Genomic DNA, 25,680 nt, shown 5'->3' with positions numbered 1-25,680 from the left:
TGTAAGGACTTGTTAAGACTCCGACGGTTTCGTAATCAATTGTTTCCCTTGCGCCGGCAGGCACGACGCATGCGCGCGCACGCAAAAAGCCCGCTCGAAAGCGGGCTTGGTGCAGTGCGCCACGATGCGGTCCGTGCGAACCGCCGCGTTTGCTGGCCGGCTTACTGACGGTGATAGATCTCGGCGCCGGTCTTCACGAACTCGACCGCCTTGACTTCCATCCCCTTCTTCAGCGCTTCGCTTTCCGACACGCCCTGTTGCGCCGCGAACTCGCGCACGTCCTGCGTGATCTTCATCGAGCAGAAGTGCGGGCCGCACATCGAGCAGAAGTGCGCGACCTTCGCGGAATCCTTCGGCAGCGTCTCGTCGTGGAATTCGCGCGCCTTGTCCGGGTCGAGGCCGATGTTGAACTGGTCTTCCCAGCGGAACTCGAAGCGCGCCTTCGACAGCGCGTTGTCGCGGACCTGCGCGCCGGGGTGACCCTTGGCGAGGTCGGCCGCGTGCGCGGCGAGCTTGTACGTGATGATCCCTTCCTTCACGTCGTCCTTGTTCGGCAGCCCGAGGTGTTCCTTCGGCGTCACGTAGCACAGCATCGCGGTGCCGAACCAGCCGATCATCGCGGCGCCGATGCCCGACGTGATGTGGTCGTAGCCCGGCGCGATGTCGGTGGTCAGCGGCCCGAGCGTGTAGAACGGCGCTTCCTTGCACCAGTCGAGCTGGAGATCCATGTTCTCCTTGATCAGCTGCATCGGCACGTGGCCGGGGCCTTCGATCATCACCTGCACGTCGTGCTTCCACGCGATCTGCGTGAGTTCGCCGAGCGTCTTCAGCTCGCCGAGCTGCGCTTCGTCGTTCGCGTCGTAGATCGAGCCGGGGCGCAGGCCGTCGCCGAGCGAGAAGCTCACGTCGTACGCCTTCATGATCTCGCAGATCTCTTCGAAGTGTTCGTACAGGAAGCTTTCCTTGTGATGCGCGAGGCACCACTTCGCCATGATCGAGCCGCCGCGCGACACGATGCCCGTCATCCGGTTCGCGGTGAGCGGCACGTATTGCAGGCGCACGCCCGCGTGGATCGTGAAGTAGTCGACACCTTGCTCGGCCTGCTCGATCAGCGTGTCGCGGAAGATTTCCCAGGTCAGGTCCTCGGCCTTGCCGTTGACCTTCTCGAGCGCCTGGTAGATCGGCACCGTGCCGATCGGCACCGGGCTGTTGCGGATGATCCACTCGCGCGTTTCATGGATGTGCTTGCCGGTCGACAGGTCCATCACCGTGTCGCCGCCCCAGCGGATCGCCCACGTCATCTTGTCGACTTCCTCGCCGATCGACGACGTGACGGCCGAGTTGCCGATGTTCGCGTTGATCTTCACGAGGAAGTTGCGGCCGATGATCATCGGCTCGGATTCCGGGTGGTTGATGTTCGCGGGGATGATCGCGCGGCCGCGCGCGACTTCGTCGCGCACGAACTCGGGGGTGATCTCGGCCAGCGCGTTCGCGCCGAAGGCCGCGGCGCCGAACGCCTGGCCCGGGTGCTGGCGGCCCATCATCGCGGCAAGCTTCGCGCCGTTCGGGCCGCTCGACTTCAGGCTCTCGATGTATTCGGCGCGGCGCTGGTTCTCGCGAATCGCGATGTATTCCATTTCCGGCGTGATGATGCCTTGCCGCGCGTAGTGCATCTGCGTGACGTTCTTGCCGGCCTGCGCGCGGCGCGGGTTGCGGTGCAGGCCCGGGAAACGCAGGTCGGCGGTAGCCGGGTCGGCCGCGCGCTCGAGGCCGTACTGGCTCGACAGGCCGTCGAGCACTTCGGTGTCGCCGCGTGCCTCGATCCAGCGCTGGCGCAGCGCGGGCAGGCCCGCGCGGATGTCGATCTTCGCGTCCGGATCGGTGTAGGGGCCCGACGTGTCGTACACGTAGATCGGCGGATTCTTTTCGCCGCCGAAGCCGGTCGGCGTGTCGGCCTGCGTGATTTCACGCATCGGCACGCGGATGTCGGGCTGCGAGCCGGTTACATACACCTTTCGCGAATTGGGCAGCGGCGCGACGGCTGCAGCGTCGACGTGGGCGTCGGCAGACAGAAACTTCGGATTGGCGTTCATGCAATCTCCTGTGTGAGCGCCGGGCAGGCGCTTCGGCGCTTGCCCGGAGCCCTTGACGAATGTGGGGCTCGAGCTAAGCAGGAGACGAGGCTTGGTGAGGCGGCGGATTTCGTCAGAAGGATGGCGGTGAAATCCGTACGCTTCCCTGCGCTGGCATTATCCAGATCAGGTTCAAAGGGTATTTCTCACCCGCAATGCCGGTTGTTTGACCGAACGCATTGCAGGACCCCCGCGTTAGCAGCGCACACGATACACTGGCTTGGCGGCGGTTTCAACCGGGACGGGATCGGCCGTCCCGGTGCGGCCGCAGCATGGCGGGCGGTGTGATGGCCCGTCGAAATGACGGCGCGCTTCGCCGCCGCGCGGCCCCACGGCTCGGCCGGCCGCGGCGAAGCGGTGCAACATGGCGCGCCTTCGCGCGACCTCACAAAAAAAATTTCGCAGCGGCTGTCATTTCCCGCGACGTCGTCCGTCTATTCGGCTCCTTAAACCCATGTTTTGGAGAGATGTCATGAAAAACGTACTGGTCGCCACCTGTGTCGCTGCTTTCGCCACGCTTGCAACGGGCGCGTATGCGCAGAACGACGCGATGTCGCAAAACGGCTCGTCGATGTCGAAGGACGCGATGGGTCACGACGCGATGGCGAAGGACGGCGCGATGAAGAAGGACGCCATGAAGAAGCATGCGATGAAGAAGGACGCGATGAAGAAAGACGCGATGTCGCACGACGAGATGGGCAAGGCGAAGTCGGACGACAAGATGGCGCCGTCGAACTGACGGAGCCGGACAGGGCGTGCGGCCGGCGCGTGTGCTCGACGACGGCCGCCCGCGTCTCGTTTTGTCTCGACTCGTCTCGTCTCGTCGACGCGTTCCGGGAGTCTTCATCATGCAAACCGTTCCCGCCAGCGGGCGCGCGGCCGTCACGCCGCCCGCCCGCAAGATTCATCCCCTGTGGGTGCGCGTGAGCCACTGGCTCAACGCGCTCGCGGCGATCCTGATGGCGCTGTCCGGCTGGCGCATCTACGATGCGTCGCCGATCTATCCGCCGTTCGTGTTTCCGCACGGCATCACGCTCGGCGGCTGGCTCGGCGGCGCGCTGCAATGGCATTTCGCGGCGATGTGGCTGCTGGTCGGCAACGGGCTGTTCTACCTGACGATGTCGATCGCGACCGGGCGCCTCGCGCGCAAGATGCTGCCCGTCACGCCGGCGTCCGTGTGGCGCGACGTGCGCGCCGCGCTGCGCGGCCGGCTCGCGCACGACGATCTGAGCGTCTACAACGCGGTGCAGCGTGCCGCGTACCTGGTCGCGATCGTCGATCTGATCGTGCTGGTGCTGTCCGGGCTGACGATCTGGAAGTCGGTGCAGTTTCCGCTGCTGCGCGAACTGTTCGGCGGTTATGACAACGCGCGCGTCGCGCATTTCTGGGCGATGTCGCTGCTCGTCGCGTTCTTCGTCGTGCACGTCGCGATGGCGCTGCTGGTGCCGCGCTCGCTGCTCGCGATGCTGCGCGGGCGCTGACCCGTCAACTCCGGGTGAAGGAAATCATCATGTCGGATTCCGAATACAGGCGCGCTGATTCGCGCTGGACGCTCGACCGCAAGTCGCTCGAACTCGACGTGCGCCGCGAGCTGGAGATGCCGTCGCGGCGGCTGTTCAATCGCCGCATCCTGACGCTCGGCGGCCTGACGATGCTGACCGGCTGCACGCTGAAGGACGACGCGTCGGTCAACACGTTCCTCGAGAAGGTGTCGCGCATGAACGACCGCGTGCAGGCGTGGCTCTTCAGCGGCGAGCGGCTCGCGCCGACCTACACCGAGGCCGACATCACGCGGCCGTTCCCGTTCAACGCGTATTACGGCATCGACGACGTGCCGCACGTCGACGCATCGACGTACCGGCTCGTGCTGTCGGGCCGCGTGACGGGCAAGCGCGTGTGGACGCTCGACGAGCTGTATGCGCTGCCGCACGCGGAGCAGATCACGCGGCACATCTGCGTGGAAGGGTGGAGCGCGATCGGCCGCTGGGGCGGCACGCCGTTCGGCGCGTTTCTGGCGCGTGCCGGCGCTGATACGCACGCGAAATACGTCGGCTTCAAATGCGCGGACGACTACTACGAAAGCATCGACATGCCGACCGCGCTGCATCCGCAGACGCTGCTCGCATTCGACTACGACGGCCACCGCCTGCCGCCGGAATTCGGTTTCCCGATGAAGCTGCGGATGCCGACCAAGCTCGGCTACAAGAATCCGAAACACATCATGGAAATCTTCGTGACCGATACTTTCCCGGGCGGCTACTGGGTCGATCAGGGGTACAACTGGTTCGGCGGATCGTGAAGCGGCGGCGCGCGAACGCGTGCTGCCGTGCGTCGCGGCGTGTCACACGGATTCGCGCACCTGCAGGTCGACGCGCAGGCCGACCGCCGCCGCCATGTTCACGAGCGCGTCGAGCCCGAACAGGTTGATCTTGCCGCGCAGCAGATCGGACACGCGCGGCTGCGTGACGCCCAGCCGTTGCGCAGTCTGCGCCTGGCTGAGCTCGAGCTGCGCGATGCGCTGCTTGAGCGCGATCATCAGCTCGGAGCGCAGCTTCATGTTCTCGGCTTCGGCCGGCCGGCCTTCGAGTGCGTCCCAGACGCTCGCATGACGTTCGTTGCTCATCGTTTCCTCTCCATCATCAGCGCCCGGTAGCGTCGGGCCGCCAGGTCGATATCGGTCTTGCAGGTGCGTGCCGACTGCTTGCGGAAGCAATGCAGCACGTAGATCGCGTCGGCGAAGGTCGCGACGTAGACGATCCGGAACGCACCGCTCGCATCGCGCAGGCGAATTTCCCGCACGCCCGGGCCGACGGTTCGCATCGACTTCCAGTCGTCGGGCGCGAGGCCGCGCTGCACCTGGTCGATCTGGTGGCCGGCTTCGCGGCGCGCGAGAAGCGGAAAGCCGCGCAAGTCGTCGAGCGCGGTGCCGACGAACACGACCGGCTTCGGCGGAAGAATGGTGGAATTATACAAAATTTTGTATGGGTGGTGTGCGGGTCGAGAGGGCGAATGTCGGCGGCCGGATGCGCCTGCCGACCGTCGCCGATCATCACCATAAGCGCGAAGCGACCGCTGAAGCGCATGACTGGCCATCAGGCCGATGGAGCGATCGCTGCTGCAGGACGGGATGCCGGTCGGCCCGCGCGACGCCCGCGCCGCGCGTATCCGGCCCCCGCTCCGGTTGGTCCGGATGCCGAAAAATGTCGCGCCGAAACGTCAGTCGATAAGCTTTCAGACTGGTCTGATGATGCTTTCGAATCCTTGATGCCATAATGCCGAGCGTGCGCAGCCGAAGCGGCTCGCGCCCGCTTTTCGACCCTCTGCCGCCGCTTGCCGGTTCTTATTCGTCGCCGTTCGCACTGCCATGTCGTTCCGCACGTCCGTCTCCGCCTTCCCGGTCCAGTCAGGGCCGTTTGCCGGTCTCTCCGGCGTCTTTCAGCGGAGCACGCGACACGTCGTGCGGGCGGGCTGAACGATGACCCCGCTCGACCGCCTCCTCGATTTCCTCGCCCGCCTGCCGATCCGGATCCGCCTGCCGCAAAGCCGCGGCGGCCGCGTCGCGCTCGCCCTCGTTTTCATCTATTTCGTCTGGGGTTCGACCTACAGCGGCCTGCATTTCGCGCTGCAGTCGTTCCCGCCGCTGCTGCTGTCGGGGCTGCGCAACCTGCTCGGCGGGATCGGCCTGTTCATCTTCGCGCTGCGGCGCAAGCCCGAATGGCCGACGCTGCTCGAAATCCGCAACTCGGCGATCGTCGGCACGATGCTGGTCGCGCTGTCGTCGGGCACGATCGCGCTCGGGATGCGCACGGTCAGCAGCGGCTCGGCCGCGGTGATGGTCGCGACGGTGCCGCTGTTCGCGACCGTGATCGCGGCGGTCGCCGGGCGCGCGGTGACGAAGGGCGAGTGGGCGGCGGTCGCGCTCGGGATGGTCGGCATCGTCGTGCTGAATTCGGGCGGCGCGGCCGCCGCGAACTCGGCGCTCGGCACGATCTGCGTGCTGGCCGGCGCGCTGTTCTGGGCGGGCGGCGCGCATCTCGCGACGCGGCTCAAGCTGCCGTCCGACCTGTTCCTGTCGACGTCGCTGCAGATCGGCCTGGGCGGGTTGATGTCCACGATCGGGGCGTGGCTGATGGGCGAGCGCATCGAGCAGGTCGCGGTCGCGCCGGTGTTCGCGTTCGTGTACCTGATGGTGTTCTGCACGATGGCCGCGTACGTCGCGTACGGCTACCTGATTCGCCACACGAGCCCGATCATCGCGAGCAGCTGCATGTATGTGAACCCGATCGTCGCGGTCGCGCTCGGCGCGCTGATGCTCGGCGAGCCCGTGACGACGGCAACCGTGGTCGCCACCGTCGCGATCCTCGGCAGCGTCGGGCTGTCGTTCCTGTTCGATCCCGCGCGCCGGCCCGCGGCGCGCGCGGCGGCCGATGCCGCGCCGGGCGTGGTGACCGTGGCGACCGCGGCAACCGTCGCCGCCGAATCGACGGCGGATGCGGCGTCAGTACCGGCTCAGGCGGCGATACCGGAGCCGGCACCGATCCTCGCGCCTTCCGCGGTACCGCTTGCGGTGCCCGCACCGGCCGCCGTCGTGGACCCGGCCGCGGTCATGGATCCCGCGCAGGCATTCACGCCGCCGCCGGCCGTCAATCCGGCCGCGTCGCGGGCCGACGCATGACGCCGGCGCGCGGGGCGGCGTTCAGTCGCGACGTGCGCCGCGATGGTGGGACCAGCCGGCGAGTGCGGTAAACAGCAGGCCGGCCGCGCACATGCCGATCCAGCCAAAGGCGTGCCACGCCGCGACGCCGGCCGACGAGCCGAGCGCGCCGCCGATGAAGTAGCACACCATGTACACGGTGTTCACGCGGCTGCGCGCCTCGGGCTTCAGCGCGTAGATGCGCGACTGGTTCGAGATCTGCGCGGCCTGCACGCCGACATCCAGCACGATCACGCCGATCACGAGCCCGACGAGGCTCGTTCCCGACAGCGCAAAAATCACGAACGACGCCGCGAGCAGCGCGATCGCGAGCGAGATGATCGCGCGCGGGCCGCGCGTGTCCGCGAAACGGCCCGCGTACGGTGCAGCCAGCGCACCGGCCGCGCCGACGATGCCGAACAGCCCTGCGGCCTGCGGGCCGAGGTGGAACGGCGCACCGGCGAGCAGCAGCGTGAGCACCGGCCAGAACGCGCTGAACGCGGCGAACAGCGCGGCGCCTGTCAGCGACGCCTCGCGCAGCCCGCGCAGTTCGACCGCCAGGTGCCACATCGAGCCGAGCAGCTTGCCGTACGGCAGCGTCGACGTCGGCGAGCTGCGCGGCAGCCGCAGCACGATCACCGCGGCCAGCGCGACGAGCGCCGCGACCGACGCGCCGAACACCGCCCGCCAGCCGAAATATTCGGCGACGAAGCCGGCCGCCGTGCGCGCCAGCAGGATGCCGAGCAGCAGGCCGCTCATCACGGTGCCGACCGCATGCCCGCGCTCGGCCGGCGGCGCGATCTCGGCCGCGAACGGCACGGCCTGCTGCGCGATCGTCGCGAGCACGCCGATCGCAAGGCTCGCCACGGCCAGCACCGCCAGCGACGGCGCGGCCGCGGCCACGATCAGCGCGATCGACAGGCCCGCGATCTGCATCAGGATCAGCCCGCGGCGATCGAAGCGGTCGCCGAGCGGCGCGAGCAGGAACATCCCGGCCGCATAGCCGAGCTGCGTCGCGGTCGGCACCGCGCCGATCCATGACGCGCCGTCCGGGAAGGCCGAGCGGAAGCTGTCGAGCAGCGGCTGGTTGTAGTAGATGTTCGCGACCGACACGCCCGCGATCGTCGCGAGCAGCAACAGCAGGCTGCGCGAGTAGTGGGGCGAGGCGGCGTCGGTCGGACGGTCGGTGGAGGCGGCGGACATGGCGGCAACGGAACGGAGTTGGGCGGCGTGGCGCGCGGCGCGGCGTCGGTGGCGCAGGCGGCCGGGCGCCGAGCGAGCGTGCCGATCATACCGGAGCACCGGGAATCGTGCCGGCGGTGCTGCGGCCCAGCGGCCCTGCGGCCCAACGGCTCAGCGGCTCAGCGGCTCAGCGGCTCAGCGGCTCAGCGGCCCAGCGGCCCAGCGGCCCAACGGCCCAACGGCCCAACGGCTCAGCGGCTCAGCGGGCCCAGCGGCCAGAAGCCCAGAAGCCCAGAAGCCCAGAAGCCCAGAAGCGCAGAAGCGCAGAAGCGCAGAAGCGCAGAAGCGCAGAAGCGCAGAAGCGCAGAAGCGCAGAAGCGCGGTCGGCTGCGCGGCTGGCGCGATCGCAGCATGGCGGGCCGCGCTCAACCGCAATCAACCGCAATCATTCGACGCGGCCCCGACCGGCCGCAGCCGCTCGTCATGCATCCGCGATTGCGTACGGTTCAGTCGACCAGTTCCCCGCTCGGCTCATAGAACGGATACGGCCCGTCGCCTTCGTCCACGTACACGTGGTGGGACGTCATTCCCGTGTCCGGCGTATGGACGTGCACCGCGAACGCGGGCGGCTCGAGCCGGAACGCGGACGGCGCGTCCGCTCGCAAATCGAACGCGACCTGGTGCGCGGGCGCCGGCACGGCCGATGCGAGCGTGCCGCCGAAGCGCGTGAACATCGTCCGGTGCACGTGGCCGCACAGCACGCGCTCGACGTTCGGATAGCGCCGCAGCAGCGCGTCGAGTTTCGTGGCGGCGGCGGGCGCGAGGCGCAGCGCGTCCATATGTCCGATCCCGGACACGAACGGCGGGTGATGCAGCGCGACGATCACCGGCCGGTCGCGCGCAGCGTCGAGTTGCGCGGTGAGCCACGCGAGCCGCGCATCGCACAGGTCGCCATGGCTCGTGCCGGGCACCTGCGAATCGAGTGCGAGCACGCGCACGGCGCCGACGTCGAGCGCGTACTGCACGAACTCGCCGTCCTGCAATTCGGGACGATCGGCGAACGCGCGGCGCAACCCCGCACGATCGTCGTGATTGCCGACCATCAGGTAATACGGAATCTCGAGCGGCGCGAGCAGGTCGCGCAGGTGGCGGTATTCGTCGTCGTGGCCGAAGTCGGTCAGGTCACCGGTGACGAGCACCGCGTCGGGGCGCGGCACCAGCGCGTTCAGCTTCGCGATGCAGCGCGCGAGCGCGGCGGCCGTGTCGACGCGTCGGTACGCGAGCTGGCCCGGGCGCTTGATGTGGAGATCGCTGATTTGAGCAAGCAGCATCGTCGTTCCTCGGAATGTGTGGTTATCGTGGGGCGGTGTTACGCGGCGAGCGCGATCAGGCCTTCCGGCGCGATCGTGAGGCCGACCGCCGTGCCGCGCGCGAGCTCGATGCGGCCCGGCACGTCGATCACGAGCGCGTCGGGTGCCGCATGCTCGATCGTGAGCCGCGTGCGTTCGCCGAGAAACGCGCACGCGCCGATCGCGCCGCGCAGCGGCGCATGCGCGGGATCGGCGAGCTGCGCATCCTCCGGACGGAAGAACCACTCGTCGGCGGCATGCGGCGTGACGATCGCGCCCCCCATCGTCACGAGCGCGCCGTCCTGCCATTGTCCTGCAAGCCGGTTCAGCGTGCCGATGAACTGCGCGACCGTGCGGTTCGCCGGGCGGTAGTAGATGTCGCGCGGCGTGCCGATCTGCTCGATGCGGCCCGCGCCCATCACGACGATCCGGTCGCCGAGTTCCATCGCCTCGGCCTGGTCGTGCGTGACGTAGACGGTCGTCACGCCGAGCTCGCGCAACAGCGCATTCATCTCGCGGCGCAGCACGTCGCGCAGCTTCGCGTCGAGCGCGGTCAGCGGCTCGTCGAGCAGCAGCACGCGCGGGCGCACCGCGAGCGCACGCGCCAGCGCGACCCGCTGGCGCTGGCCGCCGGACAGCTGATCGACCGGTTTGTCCGCATGCGCGTCGAGCCGCATCATCGCGAGCAGCTCGTCGACGCGTTCGCGCAGCGCGCCCGGTTCCGTCTTGCGGATCTTCAGTCCGTAGCCGACGTTGCCGCGCACCGTGAGGTTCGGGAACAGCGCGTAGTTCTGGAACACCATGCCGACCTGGCGGCGCTCGATCGGCAGCGCGGTCACGTCGTCGCCGCCGAACCGGATCGTGCCGCCGGCATCCGGCGTGTCGAGGCCCGCGATCAGGCGCAGCGTCGTCGTCTTGCCGCAGCCCGACGGGCCGAGCAGCACGAGCGTCTCGCCCGCGCCGATCGTCAGGTCGAGCGGTTCGAGCACGCGCGTGCCGCGGAACGTCTTCGCGCAGCGGGTCAGGGTGATGGGGGTGGAATCGAGTTTCATGGGAAGGGTAAGGTCAGCGCAGGGTCAGCGCGGGCGACGCGTCAGCGCGCGCGTGCCGGACGGATCGACGCCGAGCCACTGCATCGCGACGAGGAGCGGCAGCGTCATCAGCAGGAACACGATCGTGTACGCGCTGCCGACTTCGAGGCGCAGCGACGCGTAGGTATCGGCGAGCCCGACGGGCAGCGTCTTCGTGTCGGGCGTATGCAGCATCCAGGTCAGGTTGAATTCGCCGATCGACAGCGTGAGCACCGCGAGCGCGCCCGCGACGATGCCGGGGCGCAGGTTCGGCAGCACGATCGTGACGAAGCGCGTGACGAACGACGCGCCGAGGCTCGCCGCGCCTTCCTCGAGCGTGCGCAGGTCGGCGCCGGCGGCGACCGCCGCGACCGCGCGCACCATGAACGGCAGCGTGAACACGACGTGGCCGACGACGATGAACCACAGGCTCATCCGGAACGCGGTGAAGCCGCCGTACACGACCAGCAGCGCGAGCGCCGACGCGAGGCCCGGCAGCGCGACCGGCAGCACGAGCGCTTCCTCGATCACGCGGGCGACGCGGCTCTTGCTGCGCGCGAGCGCATAGCCGGCCGGCACGCCGACGACAAGCACGATCGCGAGCGTCGCGAACGCGACGCCGAGCGACAGCGCGACCGAGCCCTGGTACTGCTGCCACACCTGTTCGAGCCAGCGCAGCGTGAGGCCGCTCGACAGCCCCCGGAAATAGTTGACGGTGAGGCCCGCGAGTACCGACATCACGACGGGCACGATCAGGAACGCGCACAGCAGCAGCGTGACGCCCCACTGCAGCGCGGCGATCGCGCGCGCGCCCGACACGCGCGGCGTGCGTCGGGCGGCGCCGTTCGCCTGCGACGAAGCAGGCGACGGCGCGGACGAACCGGAAAGCGATTGCATGAAGGAATCCTCAGGCCGCGGCGGCGGCGGTGTGGCCGGTGAACCGGCGCGCGAGCGCGAGCACGGCCCACGTGACGATGCCGAGCACGATCGAGAGGCCGGCAGCCGTCGCGATGTTCGCGTTCAGCGTGAACTCGGTGTAGATCGTCATCGGCAGCACGTTCAGGTCGGTGGCGAGCGTGAAGGCGGTGCCGAACGCGCCCATCGCGGTCGCGAAGCAGATCGCGCCGGCCGCGACCAGGCCCGGCGCGAGCGCCGGCAGCACGATGTCGACGAAGATGCGCCACGGCGACGCGCCGAGCGAGCGCGCGGCTTCCTCGAGCGACGCGTCGAGCTTCGACGCGGCCGCGATCACGGTGACGATCACGCGCGGGATCGAGAAGTACAGGTAGCCGACGAACAGCCCGGCAACCGAATACGCGAACACCCACTTGTCGCCGGTCAGCTTCGCGGACAGCATGCCGATCAGCCCTTGCCGGCCGGCGAGCATGATCACCATGAAGCCGACCACGACGCCCGGGAACGCGAGCGGAAAGGTGAGCAGCGCGAGCAGCACGCGCTTGCCGGCGAATTCGCGGCGCGCGAGCAGCAGGCCCGAGATCGTCGACAGCGCCAGCGTCGCGAGCGTGACGCCGGCCGACAACGCGATCGTTTCGCCGAGGCTCGTCATGTAACGCGCGTTGCCGAGCAGCGCCGCGTACTGCGTGAAGAACGCGCCGTCGGCGGACACCCGCACGAGCGCCGCCATCGGCAGCAGCCAGAACGCGGCGAACACCGCGAGCGCCGGCGCGACGAGGGTGACGCGCCAGCGCAGCGGGAAAGTCAGGTCGAGCATGGCGTGGGTCCGGCGCTTACTGCATCACTTGCAGGTATTGCTGGCCGAACGCTTGCTGGCCGGCCGCCATCTTGCCGAAGTCGACCGATTTCGCCCGGGCGTATTCGCTCGCCGGCAGGAACTTCGCGGCGACGTCGGCGCCGAGCGTCTGCGCGCGCACCGGACGCAGGTACGCATTGGCCCACAGCTTCTGGCCTTCGTCGGACAGCACGAAGTCGAGCACCTTCCTGCCGTTCGCGTCGTGCGGCGCACCCTTCACGAGGCTCATCACGTAGGGCACCGCGATCGTGCCTTCCTTCGGAATCACGAACTCGACGTTCGCGTGATCCTTGTACTTCGCGCGATACGCGTCGAAGTCGTAGTCGAGCAGGATCGGAATCTCGCCGGACAGCACGCGCGCATACGCGGTCTGCTTCGGCACGATCGGCGCGTTCGCCTTCAGCTTGCGGAACCAGTCGAGCCCCGGCTTGAAGTCGTCGAGGCTGCCGCCGAGCGCCTGGTTGACGGCCACGGCGCCTGCATAGCCGACGAACGCGCTCGACGGATCGAGGTAGCCGACCATGCCCTTGTATTCGGGCTTCAGCAGGTCGGCCCACGAGCGCGGGACCGGCTTGCCGTCGAGCGCGTCCTTGTTCACGAAGAAGCCGAGCGTGCCCGAGTGGATCGCGAACCAGTAGCCCTGCGGGTCCTTCAGGTTCGCGGGGATGTCGTTCCAGTGCGCGGGCTTGTACGGCGCGATCACGCCCTTGTCCTTCGCCTGGAACGCCGACGACACGCCGAGATAGACGACGTCGGCGACCGGGCTCTTCTGCTCGGCGATCAGCTGCGCGATCGCCTGGCCCGAGTTCTTGTTGTCGAACGGCACGCGGATGCCGGTCTTCTGCTTGATCGCCGCGATCTGCGCGGCCCAGTCGGCCCATTCGGGCGGGCAGTTGTAGCAGATCGCCGATTCGTCGGCATGGGCCGCGGGTGCGAACGCGACGAGCGCGGCGCAGGCGACGGGGGCTGCGAGCACGCGCAGCAGCGAGGTCAGGCGAAAGGACACGATGGATCTCCGGGCGGGGGCGGGGTAGCTTGCGCGCGCCGTGCACGATGGCGCGGCGCGCGCGTTCAGGCTTGGTGCAACTGCAGGTCGGCGGCCGGCGGCGCGACCGTCGCGCCGTCGCGCACCGTATGCGGCAGGATCAGCGACGTGCGCTCGATCGTCGCGCCGCCGATGCATTCGACGAGGCGCTGCCATGCATGACGGCCGATGTCCTGGTTCGGCGTCGCGACGCTCGCGAGCGGCGGTGCGAGCAGCTCGCCGATCGCGATGCCGTCGAAGCCGAGCACCGACAGGTCGTCGGGAATCGAGAAGCCCGCGCGGCGCAAGCCGCGCATCACGACCATCGCGAGCAGGTCGTTGCTGCAGAAGAGGGCGGTCGGGCGCGTGGCTCGCGCGGTGAGGTGCGCGAGCACCGCGTCGGGCAGCTCGGCCGCGTTGAAGTCGACCTCGACCGGCGGCAGCGTCGCGACGCCGGCCTCCTCGAGCGCCTGCGCGTAGCCGAGATGGCGCTGGCGAGCGCGATCCGACGCGGCGAGCGAACCGGCCAGCATCAGCACGCGGCGATGACCGCATGCCGTCAGCATGCGCACGCCGTCGTAGGCGGCGCTGCGGTTGTCGACCGACACCGACGGGCGGCGTTGCGTGTCGTTGTGCATCAGCACGTAGTGCGGGCCGTCGCGGTCGAGCATGTCGAGCAGCGGATGCGTGTCCGCATCGGCGACGGTCAGGATCAGCCCCTCGACGCGCTGCTCGCGCAGTGTCTCGATCGCGTGGCGCTCGCGCGCCGCGTCGTATTCGGTCGTCATCAGGATCAGCTTGAAGCCGGCCTCGGTCGCGAGTTCGTCGATGCCCTGCAGGCAGTCGGCGAATACCGGGTTCGACAGCGTCGGCAGGACGACGCCGACGAGCCGCGTGCGCTCGCCGCGCAACTGCCGGCCGAGCGGGCTCGGGCGGAACTGCAGCGTGTCGATGGCGGTGCGAATGGTCACCAGCGTGGCGGGGCTGACGGTATGCGGCGCGTTGATCGCACGCGAGACGGTGGCGATCGAGAAGCCGGCGAGCGCGGCGACGTCCTTGATGGTCGGGGGCATGAAGTTACGCGATGTAAACGTTTTCGACGGGAGAATTATCGAAAGCGTTTGTGACTTCGCGATGACTGACGAGACGTCTGTTTCGTAAAAGATGCGATACAAACATCAGATGGTTGGCGCCCGGCGAGCGGGGCGGATTCGATTGTATCGACGGATGCTGCGGCGCGGGAGGAAATCGGCGACGGTGTCGCGCCGACGTCGGTTGCGGTGCTCGAGTTCGGGTATGGACAGGGCAGGCCGACATGCTGCATCGCGATGCAATGCGCGCGAATCAGCTAATGCATGCGCAAGCAATGGTAGAATCGCGTCCGCCCTTTTGCCGGGGTGATGAAATTGGTAAACATAGCGGACTTAAACGATTGAGTGCCCGGCCGGAAACGACCGGTGCAGAACCCTTCAAATTCGGTGAAACCCCTGACGCGCGCCGTGCGTCGAGGCAACGCCGAGCCAAGCCTCGCGGTACGACTGCAGCGAGGAAGGTGTAGAGACTAGACGGGGGGCGCCTAAGGCGCACGGGCGGCAACACCGCCCGCGCGCGACGGCGAAGGCATAGTCCAGCGCACGAACGGCTTCGTTTCGACGACGCCGGCTTTGAAAGAAGCAGTGTGACGAAAATCCGCCGCCTTAACTGGCTTGCCGGTTCGAGTCCGGTCCCCGGCACCAAGATCGCTTCCATGCGATTCCATGACGTTCCGAAAACCCGCGAGAAACAAGCCGCTCGCGGGTTTTTTGTTTTTCAGGTCGTGCTTCGCTTCGATGGCGGCGGCCGGTTCCCGTAGATCCCCCGCGCTGGCCAAACGCAAACGTACCGGCGATTGAAATATCGATTCCCCGCGATTTGCTTCAGGCGTCCGCTCGTCGCCCGAATGAGGCGCGCTTCAACACCCGGCTATCCGCTTTCCGCGCCGAAAAACAGCCGGCGTTCTGGAGAGCACCTTTCCGCTGCAGGCCACTAACAGCAGAAAAACGGCTCATTACACTGCGCCCGTCGCATCGCGGGGAAACATCGATGCGACGCACATTCGCAGCACGCAACCGTTGCGACCAGCAAACGAAAGACCTGGGGGTAAATCGTCATGAACATGCGTTTGGGGATCATCGCACCCGCCGCCTTGCTTGCTGCCGCGGCGCATGCACAAAGCAGCGTGACGCTGTATGGCAAGATCGAGGACGGTATCAACTACACGAGCAACGCACGCGGCCACGGCACCGTGCAACTGCAAAGCGGCTATGACTACGGCAGCCGCTGGGGCATCAAGGGCACCGAAGACCTCGGCGCAGGCTACCAGGCGATTTTCACACTCGAGAGCGGCTTCGACGTCAACAACGGAAAAATGAGCCAGGGCGGCCGGGAATTCGGCCGTCAGGCGTTCGTCGGCATCGCGTCGGACCGATACGGCACCCTGACGTTCGGTCGTCAGTACGATCCGAGCGTCGACATCTTCTCGCCGCTCACCGCAAACGGCAACTGGACCGGCTACCTGTTCTCGCATCCGTACGACAACGACAACACCGACTACTCGTTCCGCGTGAACAATGCGGTCAAGTACGTGTCGCCCGTATGGCACGGCGTTACCGCGGAGGCGATGTATGGATTCAGCAATCAGGCGGGCGGCTTCGCGAACAACCGTCTATATGGCGCCGCGCTGCAATACCAGCAGGGCGGGCTGACGGTCGGCGCCTCGTATTTGAAGATCAACAACGCACGCAATGCCGATTCGAACGGGGCGATCACCGGCGACAACACGTTCGATGCATCGTCGCAGCAGAACATCGGCATCGGCGTGAATTATGCGTTCTCGAATGCCCTCGTGGGATTCACGTATTCGCACGTCGACGTCTACGATCCGACTTCGAACGCGTATTTCACCGGTACGACGCAGCCGGCGGGCGGTGCGTGGAAGTCGTGGAAATTCGACAACTTCGAGGTGAACGGCCTCTATCACTTCACGACCGCGTTCTACGTCGGCGCGGCATATACGTACACGCAGGCCCGCGTCGCGTCGACGGTCGGCGCGTTCAATCCGAAGTGGCATCAACTGAGCACGAAGTTGAACTACGACTTGTCGAAACGCACGTCGGTGTTCGTCGAAGGTGTCTATCAGCATGCGCTGAACGCGCACACTGGAACCGACTTCGACTACGCGTACATTCCGGGCGCCGCCGATATCTCGTCAGGCCCGAATCAATACGTCGCGCGTGTCGCGCTGCTGCATCATTTCTGACGCTGCTCTCCGGGCGGTTATCGGTCATGTGTGGGTAAAAAAGTCCTGAATTTCGGGCTTGAAGGGAAATGTCGGCTCGACGGGCCACGGCGGGCCACTTCACTGCGACGAAAGCGCCGCCATGTGATACTTGGCACGCACGTCACACTCGACGCCGTCACCGCTATCGCCGCACTGACGCGGCCGATGGAATCAAACGACGTTTCCCTCCCGCAAGACCACCCGCCATGACCGACTCGAACTACCACTATTACGAACCGTCGCAAGGCCACGGGCTGCCGCACGATCCGCTGAACGCGATCGTGGGCCCGCGCCCGATCGGCTGGATTTCCTCCCGCGGCAACGACGGCACACTCAACCTCGCGCCGTACAGTTTCTTCAACGCATTCAACTATCGTCCGCCGATCATCGGCTTTTCGAGCACGGCCGCGAAGGACAGCCTGCGCAACGTGCAGGAAACCGGCGAGTTCGTCTGGAACCTCGCGACGCGCGACCTCGCCGACCGGATGAACCAGACCTGTGCCGCAGTGCCGTACGACGTCGACGAATTCGAACTCGGCGGCCTGACCGCGATTCCGTCGCGCCTCGTCGGCGTGCCGCGCGTGGCGGAAAGCGGCGTCAACTTCGAATGCAAGGTGACCGACGTGATCCGGCTTCGCGATCACCGCGGCGTCGAGACGCCGGCCACGCTGGTGCTGGGCGAGGTCGTCGCCGTGCATATCCGTCACGACCTGCTGAAGGACGGCATCTTCGATACTTTCGGCGCGGGCATCATTCTGCGCGCGGGCGGCCCGTCCGCCTATGTGCACGTGACGCCCGACAGCCGCTTCGACATCGCGCGCCCCGACGCGTGACGCATCGCATCATCGACGCGTCGCGCCATCGCGCCCATCGCGTCCATCGCGCGCCGGAACGATCCGGCGCGCGAGCGCTGAAGCACGCGGACGCGCACCGACAAAGACAAAGACCCCGCCGAGACCCAGGATTTCGCGGGGTCTTTCGCTTCGTACCCTCCGACACGCCTGACAGACGCGCATCGATTCCGCGCTCCCCGACGCGTTGACGCATCGCAGCACACGCCACCGTCCTTCAAACCCACCGGCAATGCCGCTCGCCCATCGTCGCCGCCATGGCAAATCTGCTCACCCCGAACGAGCGGGTTGGGCATCGACGTCCGGCACGGCAAGGCATACATTCCCAAGGTTGGCGTGCTTATCCGCGTGCCAGCCCGCGCGTGAGCCGGCAAGCGGCCGCGCGTTCCAATCAGCGTGAGACACAATCGAGCGTGGAGACGACACGATGAGCCTGTCAGAGCCATTGCGTCTGCATGTGCCGGAGCCCACCGGGCGCCCGGGCTGCAAGACGGATTTTTCCTATCTGCATCTATCGCCGGCCGGCGCGGTTCGCCGCCCGCCGATCGACGTAGCGCCGGCGGACACCGCCCATCTCGCCCGCAGCCTGGTGCGCGTGCTCGACGATCACGGCGAAGCCCTCGGCCCGTGGGCGCCGGATCTCGACGATGCGCGCCTGATCGCCGGGATGCGCGCGATGCTGAAGACCCGCATCTTCGACGCGCGCATGATGATCGCGCAGCGTCAGAAGAAAATCTCCTTCTACATGTTGAGCCTCGGCGAAGAGGCGATCGGCGCCGCGCATGCGATGGCGCTGCGTCACGGCGACATGTGTTTTCCGACCTACCGCCAGCAAAGCATCCTGATCGCGCGCGACGTGCCGCTCGAACGGATGATCTGCCAGCTGATGTCGAACGAAGGCGACCCGCTGAAGGGGCGCCAGCTTCCGGTGATGTACTCGGACCGCGAAGCCGGCTTCTTCTCGATCTCCGGCAATCTCGCGACGCAGTTCATCCAGGCGGTCGGCTGGGCGATGGCGTCGGCGATCAAGGGCGACACGAAGATCGCGTCCGCCTGGATCGGCGACGGCGCGACCGCGGAAGCCGACTTCCACACCGCGCTGACGTTCGCGCACGTGTATCGCGCGCCGGTCGTGCTGAACGTCGTCAACAACCAGTGGGCGATCTCGACGTTCCAGGCGATCGCGGGCGGCGAGGGGACGACCTTCGCCGGGCGCGGCGTCGGCTGCGGCATCGCTTCGCTGCGCGTCGACGGCAACGACTTCCTCGCGATCTACGCGGCGTCGACCTGGGCCGCCGAACGCGCGCGCCGCAATCTCGGCCCGACCTTGATCGAGTGGGTCACCTATCGCGCCGGCGCGCATTCGACGTCGGACGATCCGACCAAATACCGGCCGGCCGACGACTGGGCCCATTTCCCGCTCGGCGATCCGATCGCCCGCTTCAAGCAGCACCTGATCGCGAAGGGCATCTGGTCGGACAGCGCGCACGACGCGCTCACGGCCGAACTGGAAGCCGAGGTGATCGCCGCGCAGAAGGAAGCGGAGAAGTTCGGGACCCTGGCCGACGACCGAATTCCGTCGCCGGCCTCGATGTTCGACGACGTGTACAAGGAGCTGCCCGCGCATCTGCGCCGTCAGCGCCAGGAACTGGGAGCGTGATCATGGCGCAACATGAAACAACGACGGCATCGGCCCAGCCGATGACGATGATCCAGGCGCTGCGCTCCGCGATGGACGTGATGCTCGGCCGCGACGACGACGTGGTCGTGTTCGGGCAGGACGTCGGCTACTTCGGCGGCGTGTTCCGCTGCACCGAGGGGCTGCAGGCCAAGTACGGGAAGTCGCGCGTGTTCGACGCGCCGATCTCGGAAGGCGGGATCGTGGGCGCTGCGGTCGGGATGGGCGCGTATGGCTTGCGGCCGGTCTGCGAGATCCAGTTCGCGGACTACTTCTACCCGGCGTCCGACCAGATCGTGTCGGAAGGCGCGCGGCTGCGCTATCGCTCGGCTGGCCAGTTCACCGCGCCGATGACGATCCGGATGCCGTGCGGCGGCGGCATCTACGGCGGCCAGACGCACAGCCAGAGCCCGGAGGCGATGTTCACGCAGGTCTGCGGACTGCGCACGGTGATGCCGTCGAATCCGTACGACGCGAAAGGACTCCTGATCGCGTCGATCGAGAACGACGATCCGGTGATCTTCCTCGAGCCGAAACGCCTGTACAACGGGCCGTTCGACGGCCATCACGAGCGTCCGGTCACGTCGTGGCTCAAGCATCCGGGCAGCGAGGTGCCGGAAGGCTATTACACGGTGCCGCTCGACACGGCCGCCGTCGTGCGGCCCGGCAACGACGTGACGGTGCTGACGTACGGCACGACCGTCCACGTGTCGCTGGCGGCCGCCGAGGAGACCGGCGTCGATGCGGAAGTGATCGACCTGCGCACGCTGTGGCCGGTCGATCTCGACACGATCGTCGCGTCGGTGCGCAAGACCGGCCGCTGCGTGGTGGTGCACGAGGCGACGCGCACCTGCGGCTACGGTGCGGAGCTGGTGTCGCTCGTCCAGGAACACTGCTTCTACCATCTGGAGGCACCGGTCGAGCGGACGACGGGCTGGGACACGCCGTATCCGCACGCGCAGGAATGGGCGTATTTCCCCGGGCCGGCCCGGGTCGGCGAAGCGTTGCGACGCGTGATGGAGGCCTGAGATGGGGATTCATGTCATCAAGATGCCGGATATCGGCGAAGGGATCGCCGAGGTCGAGCTGGTGGCCTGGCACGTGCAACCGGGGCAGACGATCGCCGAAGACCAGCCGCTCGCCGATGTGATGACCGACAAGGCGGCGGTGGAGATTCCGTCGCCGGTGGCGGGCAAGGTGCTGGAGCTCGGCGGCCGGATCGGCGAGATGATGGCGGTCGGCAGCGAGCTGATTCGTCTCGAAGTCGAAGGCGACGGCAACCTGAAATCGGGCGCGAAAGCACACGATGCAGGCCCGGATGCGACGCAGCGAGCGGCGGCGGTCGACGTGCCTGCCGATTCATCTTCTACCGCTGAGGGATCCGAAACACATGCGTCGTCGAAGGCAGCGACGCACGCCGCATCCCGCGCGCCGGCCGAGCCGCGCCGCGCGGAACATGCGGCGCCGCCGCGCGCGGCGCTCGCGCCGGGCGAACGGCCGCTCGCGTCGCCGGCGGTGCGCCAGCGCGCGTGGGACATGGGCATCGAGCTGCGCTACGTGCGCGGCACCGGCGAGGCCGGGCGGATCCTGCATGCGGACCTCGACGCGTATGCGCGCACGGGCGGCGGCGCCGCGCGCGGATCGCAAGCGCGCGGCTACGCCGAGCGCAACGACGCAACCGAGGTGCCGGTGATTGGCCTGCGGCGCGCGATCGCGCGCAAGATGCAGGAAGCGAAGCGCCGCATTCCGCACTTCAGCTACGTCGAGGAGGTCGACGTCACCGAGCTCGAAGCGCTGCGCGCCGAGCTGAACCGGCGCCACGGCGACACGCGCGGCCGGCTCACGCCGCTGCCGCTGCTGATCCGCGCGATGGTGATCGCGCTGCGCGACTTCCCGCAGATCAACGCGCGCTACGACGACGAAGCCGGTGTCGTCACGCAATACGGCGCGGTGCACATGGGCGTCGCGACGCAGACGGACGGCGGCCTAACGGTGCCGGTGCTGCGTCATGCGGAGGCGCGCGACGTATGGTCGATCTCGGCGGAAATCGCGCGGCTCGCCGACGCGGTGCGCGCGAACCGCGCGCAGCGCGACGAGCTGACCGGCTCGACGATCACGATCTCGAGCCTCGGCGCGCTCGGCGGCATCGTGTCGACGCCGGTCATCAACCATCCCGAGGTCGGCATCGTCGGCGTGAACCGGATCGTCGAGCGGCCGATGATCCGCGACGGCGCGATCGTCGCGCGCAAGATGATGAACCTGTCGTCGTCGTTCGACCATCGCGTCGTCGACGGAGCGGACGCGGCCGAATTCATCCAGGCCGTGCGCGAGGTGCTCGAGCGCCCGGCGCTGCTGTTCGTGGAGTGAGCCCGATGAAGAACGAACACACCACGCTGCTCGTGATCGGCGGCGGGCCGGGCGGTTACGTCGCCGCGATTCGCGCGGGGCAGCTCGGCATTCCGACGGTGCTCGTCGAGCGCGACCGGCTCGGCGGCACGTGCCTGAACATCGGCTGCATTCCGTCGAAGGCGCTGATCCATGTCGCCGATGCGTTCGAGCAGGCGCGCGGGCAGGCCGGCGAGGGGATGCTCGGGATTCGCGTGCGCGCGCCGGAGATCGACATCGCGAAAAGCGTCGCGTGGAAGGACGGCATCGTCGAGCGGCTCACGCGCGGCGTCGGCGCGCTGCTGAAGAAGCACGGCGTGCGCGTGCTGCACGGCGACGCGCGCGTCGTCGACGGCAAGACGGTCGACGTCGTCGCCGGCGACCACACGACGCGGATCGCCTGCGAGCACCTGTTGCTCGCGACGGGTTCGGAGCCGGTCGCGCTGCCGTCGATGCCGTTCGGCGGCCACGTCGTCTCGTCGACCGAGGCGCTGTCGCCCGCGTCGTTGCCGAAGCGGCTGGTCGTCGTCGGTGCCGGCTACATCGGGCTCGAACTCGGATTCGTCTATCGCAAGCTCGGCGTCGACGTCAGCATCGTCGAGGCGGCCGAGCGCGTGCTGCCCGCATACGACGCGGAACTCGCGAAGCCGGTCGCCGATTCGCTCGCGCGGCTGGGCGTCGGGCTATGGACGGGCCACAAGGTGCTGGGCCTCGCGAGCGACGGCGCGGTGCGCGTGCAGGCACCCGACGGCGCGGAGAAAACCCTGCCGGCCGATCGCGTGCTGGTCGCGGTCGGCCGCCGGCCGCGCGTCGACGGCTTCGGGCTCGAATCGATGCCGCTCGATCGCAACGGCCGCGCGCTGCGCATCGACGACGAATGCCGGACGTCGATGCGCAATGTATGGGCGATCGGCGACGTCGCCGGCGAGCCGATGCTCGCGCATCGCGCGATGGCGCAAGGCGAGATGGTGGCCGAGCTGATCGCGGGACGGCGCCGCAAGTTCACGCCGGCCTCGATCCCGGCCGTGTGCTTCACCGATCCCGAGGTCGTCACGTCCGGCTGGTCGCCCGACGACGCCAAGGCGGCCGGTGTCGACTGCATCGGCGCGTCGTTCCCGTTCGCGGCGAACGGCCGCGCGATGACGCTGCAGGCGACCGACGGTTTCGTGCGCGTCGTCGCGCGGCGCGACACGCACCTGATCGTCGGCTGGCAGGCGGTGGGGCGTGGCGTGTCGGAACTGGCCGCCGCGTTTTCGCAGTCGCTCGAGATGGGCGCGCGGCTCGAGGACATCGGCGGCACGATCCACGCGCATCCGACACTCGGCGAAGCGATGCAGGAAGCGGCGTTGCGCGCGCTGGGACATGCGCTGCACGTATGAGCATGTGCCGGCCCGTGCGGCTGATCGAAGCCCCGCCACGGTGAGGCTTCTTGTTTGTGTCGATCGCGGGCGTCGGCTTCGTGTCTCCCGCGCCGGATTCGACATGACGGTTCGCGCTTCGACTATCCGGATTGCCGACGATCGGTCAAGGCCGACGCCGCGCTCGACGCGCGCCCCGGCGCGCATGTGATCGGTTCGGAACGCTTGGCCTGAACCGGAACCGGCGACGCCAAGCTGCCGGCGGCACGGCTGAACGAACGGCCAGCGTCGGCGGTTCGCGCACGACGCCGTCAAGCGGGCCGACCCGTTGCAAGACTGTTTCGTCATACCAGGCAATAGCGGACATGCGGCGTGCATGCTGACCTACGATGAAGACATCGCGTCCATCGTCTGCCCAACCATGTGCACCCACTACCGCGCCCCCGATGAAGACCCGGGCATCAGCGAGCTGAGGATCGGCATCGGCGACCTGTTCCGCCGCGATCCGTGGGAACCCGACGTATATCCCGATTACGCAGCGCCCATCGCGCGTGCCGACGGCGACGGTCTCGCGGTCGTCAGCGCGGTGTTCGGCTTCTGGCCGAAGTTCATGCAGCCCGAGCGTCTCGACGAGCACGGCCGCAAACGAAAGAAACTCGATACGGTGAATGCGCGCGCGGAGACGGTCGGTGAGTCGCGACTCTACGGCAACGCCTGGCGCAATGGCCAGCGCTGCCTGATTCCGGCGCGCTGGATCTTCGAGCCGTGCTACGAGACGGGCCGCAACGTGTGGCACCGGATCGGCGTCGACGGCTGGCAACCGTGCTGCGTCGCCGGCCTCTGGCGGCGCTACGAAGCGGCCGACGGCCGCGAGCGGATCGGCATGACGATGCTCACGATCAACGCCGACGATCATCCGGTGTTCGCGCGCATGCACCGGCCCGGCGACGAGAAGCGGGGCGTCGTGATCCTGCGTCGCGACGACTACGACGAATGGCTGCATGCGCGCGACGTCGAGGCCGTGCGGCGCATGCTGACACTCCTTCCTGCGACCGACATGGTCGCCGCACCCGATCAGGTGTCGCCCGCCGGCGCCTGAGCTTTCATTTTTCATACACTTTTCATACGCAACCGATTGCTGCGCAGGTCGGACGTATCCCGTTCTCTCAGACGATTTCTAAAATTCCCGGATTCCGGGTAATCACCGATATCAGCCAAGTTGTATATACAAGATCATCCGCTGGCAATGTCGGCACACGTCGTGCCCGTTGCGCGCCAGCGTGCTGACCGTGCGTGCGTGGCGCATGCCGGCGATCCACGGCGCCCCGCACCCGGCGAGCCGAAAGGGCGGCTCGGCACGTTTTCCGTCTCGTCCCAACCATTTGTGATCCTCAGTATCTTGGAGATTTACCCGTGTCAACGAATCCCAGTGGAAAAGCCGGCGGTCTGATCGAGGTACGCTCGATCGATTTCATTCCCGACGCCGAACGCCACGGCGGACTGCTGAGCCAGTTCACGCTGTGGCTGTCCGCGAACATGCAGATCACGGCCATCGTCACGGGCGCGCTGGCGGTCGTGCTCGGCGGCGACGTGTTCTGGTCGCTGATCGCGCTGCTGCTCGGCCAGCTCGTCGGCGGCGCGGTGATGGCGCTGCACGGCGCGCAGGGGCCGCAGCTCGGGTTGCCGCAGATGATCTCGAGCCGCGTGCAGTTCGGCGTCTACGGCGCGATGATCCCGATCGTGCTCGTGTGCCTGATGTACATCGGTTTTTCCGCCAGCGGCTCGGTGCTCGCCGGGCAGGCCGTCGCGCAATTGCTGCACGTCGACGACGCGGCCGGCATCCTGTTGTTCGCGGCCGTGATCGTCGTGCTGACGGTGTTCGGCTATCGCGCGATCCACTTCGTCGGCCGGATCGCGAGCGTGATCGGCATCGTCGCGTTCGTCTACATGTTCACGCAGCTGTTCGCGAACCACGACGTCGGCGCACTGCTCGCGAACCGGCACTTCTCGCTCGCGAGCTTCCTGCTGTCGATGTCGCTGTCCGCGTCGTGGCAGATCGCGTTCGGCCCGTACGTCGCCGACTACTCGCGCTACCTGCCGCGCTCGACGTCGTCGGTCGCCACGTTCCTCGCGGTCGGCCTCGGCTCGGTGATCGGCGCGCAGGCGGCGATGGTGTTCGGCGTGTTCGCGGCGGCGCTGGCCGGCAGCCAGTTCGCGCACCACGAGGTGTCGTACATCGTCGGCCTCGGCTCGACGGGCGCCGTGGCCGCGCTGCTGTACTTCAGCATCGCGTTCGGCAAGGTGACGGTGACCGCGCTCAACGCGTACGGCAGCTTCATGTCGATGGCGACGATCGTCAGCGGCTTCCGCGGCAAGGGCGCGGTGTCGTCGAAGAGCCGTCTCGTGTACATCTTCGGGATGATCTGCGTGTCGACGCTGATCGCGCTCGCCGGCCGCCATTCGTTCCTGAAGGAATTCACCGCGTTCATCCTGTTCCTGCTCGCGTTCTTCACGCCGTGGAGCGCGATCAACCTGGTCGACTACTACTGCTTCACGCGCTCGCGCTACGACGTGCCCGCGCTGTCCGATCCGGACGGCCGCTATGGCCGCTGGAACGCGATGGCGATCACGATCTACGTGGTCGGCATCCTGGTGCAGCTGCCGTTCATGTCGACGCACATCTATACCGGTGCGCTCGTCGACGCGCTCGGCGGCACCGACATCTCGTGGATCCTCGGCCTCATCGTGCCGGCCGTGCTGTACTACGTCGGCGCGCGTGCGTCGCGGCGCAGCATCCCCGAGCGCCTGATCCTGCCGCTCGAACGCGGCGAGGTTCATCACTGACGCATCGCGTCGTCCGCCGGGCCG

22 protein-coding genes and 1 riboswitch are annotated in these 25,680 nt (G+C 67.7%); of the genes, 12 read left to right on the top strand and 10 right to left on the bottom strand.

All coding sequences use genetic code 11. From position 1 onward, the window contains the following. Positions 1 to 161: 161 nt before the first annotated feature. A complete protein-coding gene (gene thiC, locus DID99_RS25950; RefSeq protein WP_044848010.1) occupies positions 162 to 2,093 on the bottom strand; it encodes a phosphomethylpyrimidine synthase ThiC in 1,932 nt (643 codons plus the stop codon). Positions 2,094 to 2,217: 124 nt separating this feature from the next. Continuing rightward, positions 2,218 to 2,334, bottom strand: a riboswitch (TPP riboswitch). A gap of 270 nt (positions 2,335 to 2,604) precedes the next feature. Between thiC and DID99_RS25945 the strand changes: the two genes are divergently transcribed. The 3 genes from DID99_RS25945 (at position 2,605) to DID99_RS25935 (ending at position 4,431) form a co-directional block, all read left to right on the top strand. Continuing rightward, a complete protein-coding gene (locus DID99_RS25945) occupies positions 2,605 to 2,871 on the top strand; it encodes a pentapeptide MXKDX repeat protein (RefSeq protein ID WP_124571811.1) in 267 nt (88 codons plus the stop codon). A 109-nt stretch (positions 2,872 to 2,980) separates the two neighbouring features. After that, positions 2,981 to 3,613, top strand: coding sequence for a cytochrome b/b6 domain-containing protein (locus DID99_RS25940; protein WP_124571810.1), 633 nt, complete (start codon positions 2,981 to 2,983; stop codon positions 3,611 to 3,613). A gap of 29 nt (positions 3,614 to 3,642) precedes the next feature. After that, positions 3,643 to 4,431 carry a molybdopterin-dependent oxidoreductase gene (locus tag DID99_RS25935; protein ID WP_124487535.1) on the top strand — a complete coding sequence of 263 codons (789 nt, stop codon included), beginning with the start codon at positions 3,643 to 3,645 and terminating at the stop codon, positions 4,429 to 4,431. Positions 4,432 to 4,473: 42 nt separating this feature from the next. Here DID99_RS25935 and DID99_RS25930 read toward each other — a convergent pair whose 3' ends face one another. After that, entirely contained in the window at positions 4,474 to 4,755 is a 282-nt protein-coding gene (locus DID99_RS25930) for a helix-turn-helix domain-containing protein (RefSeq protein WP_124667763.1), read from the bottom strand. Continuing rightward, positions 4,752 to 5,105, bottom strand: coding sequence for a type II toxin-antitoxin system RelE/ParE family toxin (locus tag DID99_RS25925; protein WP_124667762.1), 354 nt, complete (start codon positions 5,103 to 5,105; stop codon positions 4,752 to 4,754). The genes DID99_RS25930 and DID99_RS25925 overlap by 4 nt, the downstream gene beginning before the upstream one ends. Before the next feature lie 502 nt (positions 5,106 to 5,607). Here DID99_RS25925 and DID99_RS25915 point away from each other — a divergent pair. After that, the gene (locus tag DID99_RS25915; protein WP_124667761.1) at positions 5,608 to 6,807 is read left to right on the top strand and encodes an EamA family transporter; all 1,200 of its coding nucleotides are present in this window, start codon (positions 5,608 to 5,610) and stop codon (positions 6,805 to 6,807) included. 21 nt (positions 6,808 to 6,828) lie between these two features. On the opposite strand, the gene DID99_RS25910 is transcribed toward DID99_RS25915, so the two are convergent. The 7 genes from DID99_RS25910 to DID99_RS25875 all read right to left on the bottom strand — a co-directional run bounded on the left by DID99_RS25910 (position 6,829) and on the right by DID99_RS25875 (position 14,294). Continuing rightward, positions 6,829 to 8,028: an MFS transporter gene (locus DID99_RS25910; RefSeq protein WP_044848004.1), complete on the bottom strand. Its 1,200-nt coding sequence runs from the start codon at positions 8,026 to 8,028 to the stop codon at positions 6,829 to 6,831. A 485-nt stretch (positions 8,029 to 8,513) separates the two neighbouring features. Then, positions 8,514 to 9,338 (bottom strand): phosphodiesterase, encoded by an 825-nt coding sequence (locus tag DID99_RS25900; RefSeq protein ID WP_124523888.1) that lies wholly within the window; start codon positions 9,336 to 9,338, stop codon positions 8,514 to 8,516. A 38-nt stretch (positions 9,339 to 9,376) separates the two neighbouring features. Then, on the bottom strand, positions 9,377 to 10,408 hold the full coding sequence (locus DID99_RS25895) for an ABC transporter ATP-binding protein (protein ID WP_124667759.1): 1,032 nt from the start codon (positions 10,406 to 10,408) through the stop codon (positions 9,377 to 9,379). Between the two features lie 24 nt (positions 10,409 to 10,432). Then, entirely contained in the window at positions 10,433 to 11,323 is an 891-nt protein-coding gene (locus tag DID99_RS25890; RefSeq protein WP_124667758.1) for an ABC transporter permease, read from the bottom strand. A gap of 10 nt (positions 11,324 to 11,333) precedes the next feature. Next, a complete protein-coding gene (locus DID99_RS25885) occupies positions 11,334 to 12,158 on the bottom strand; it encodes an ABC transporter permease (RefSeq protein ID WP_124667757.1) in 825 nt (274 codons plus the stop codon). Positions 12,159 to 12,174: 16 nt separating this feature from the next. Then, positions 12,175 to 13,203 (bottom strand): ABC transporter substrate-binding protein, encoded by a 1,029-nt coding sequence (locus DID99_RS25880; RefSeq protein WP_124487543.1) that lies wholly within the window; start codon positions 13,201 to 13,203, stop codon positions 12,175 to 12,177. Between the two features lie 65 nt (positions 13,204 to 13,268). Then, on the bottom strand, positions 13,269 to 14,294 hold the full coding sequence (locus DID99_RS25875) for a substrate-binding domain-containing protein (RefSeq protein ID WP_124667756.1): 1,026 nt from the start codon (positions 14,292 to 14,294) through the stop codon (positions 13,269 to 13,271). 1,076 nt (positions 14,295 to 15,370) lie between these two features. Between DID99_RS25875 and DID99_RS25870 the strand changes: the two genes are divergently transcribed. From DID99_RS25870 to DID99_RS25830, 8 genes are all read left to right on the top strand, one after another. After that, entirely contained in the window at positions 15,371 to 16,519 is a 1,149-nt protein-coding gene (locus DID99_RS25870; protein ID WP_124667755.1) for a porin, read from the top strand. 227 nt (positions 16,520 to 16,746) lie between these two features. Beyond that, positions 16,747 to 17,373, top strand: coding sequence for a flavin reductase family protein (locus DID99_RS25865; protein ID WP_124487545.1), 627 nt, complete (start codon positions 16,747 to 16,749; stop codon positions 17,371 to 17,373). A 445-nt stretch (positions 17,374 to 17,818) separates the two neighbouring features. After that, positions 17,819 to 19,051, top strand: a complete 1,233-nt coding sequence (locus tag DID99_RS25860; RefSeq protein ID WP_044844942.1) for a 3-methyl-2-oxobutanoate dehydrogenase (2-methylpropanoyl-transferring) subunit alpha — start codon at positions 17,819 to 17,821, stop codon at positions 19,049 to 19,051. Between the two features lie 2 nt (positions 19,052 to 19,053). Then, complete coding sequence (locus DID99_RS25855) at positions 19,054 to 20,097, top strand: alpha-ketoacid dehydrogenase subunit beta (RefSeq protein WP_124571803.1); 1,044 nt, start codon at positions 19,054 to 19,056, stop codon at positions 20,095 to 20,097. 1 nt (position 20,098) lies between these two features. Continuing rightward, positions 20,099 to 21,436 carry a dihydrolipoamide acetyltransferase family protein gene (locus tag DID99_RS25850; protein WP_124667754.1) on the top strand — a complete coding sequence of 446 codons (1,338 nt, stop codon included), beginning with the start codon at positions 20,099 to 20,101 and terminating at the stop codon, positions 21,434 to 21,436. A gap of 5 nt (positions 21,437 to 21,441) precedes the next feature. Next, on the top strand, positions 21,442 to 22,833 hold the full coding sequence (gene lpdA, locus DID99_RS25845; RefSeq protein ID WP_124487548.1) for a dihydrolipoyl dehydrogenase: 1,392 nt from the start codon (positions 21,442 to 21,444) through the stop codon (positions 22,831 to 22,833). Between the two features lie 400 nt (positions 22,834 to 23,233). After that, the gene (locus DID99_RS25840) at positions 23,234 to 23,911 is read left to right on the top strand and encodes an SOS response-associated peptidase family protein (RefSeq protein ID WP_124523916.1); all 678 of its coding nucleotides are present in this window, start codon (positions 23,234 to 23,236) and stop codon (positions 23,909 to 23,911) included. 314 nt (positions 23,912 to 24,225) lie between these two features. Next, on the top strand, positions 24,226 to 25,656 hold the full coding sequence (locus DID99_RS25830; RefSeq protein WP_124487549.1) for a cytosine permease: 1,431 nt from the start codon (positions 24,226 to 24,228) through the stop codon (positions 25,654 to 25,656). Positions 25,657 to 25,680 lie beyond the last annotated feature (24 nt).

The organism is Burkholderia sp. Bp8986 (assembly GCF_003854225.1).
Lineage (GTDB): Bacteria > Pseudomonadota > Gammaproteobacteria > Burkholderiales > Burkholderiaceae > Burkholderia.
Note: the sequence above shows the minus strand (reverse complement) of the source record. Positions and strands in the feature narration are given on the sequence as shown.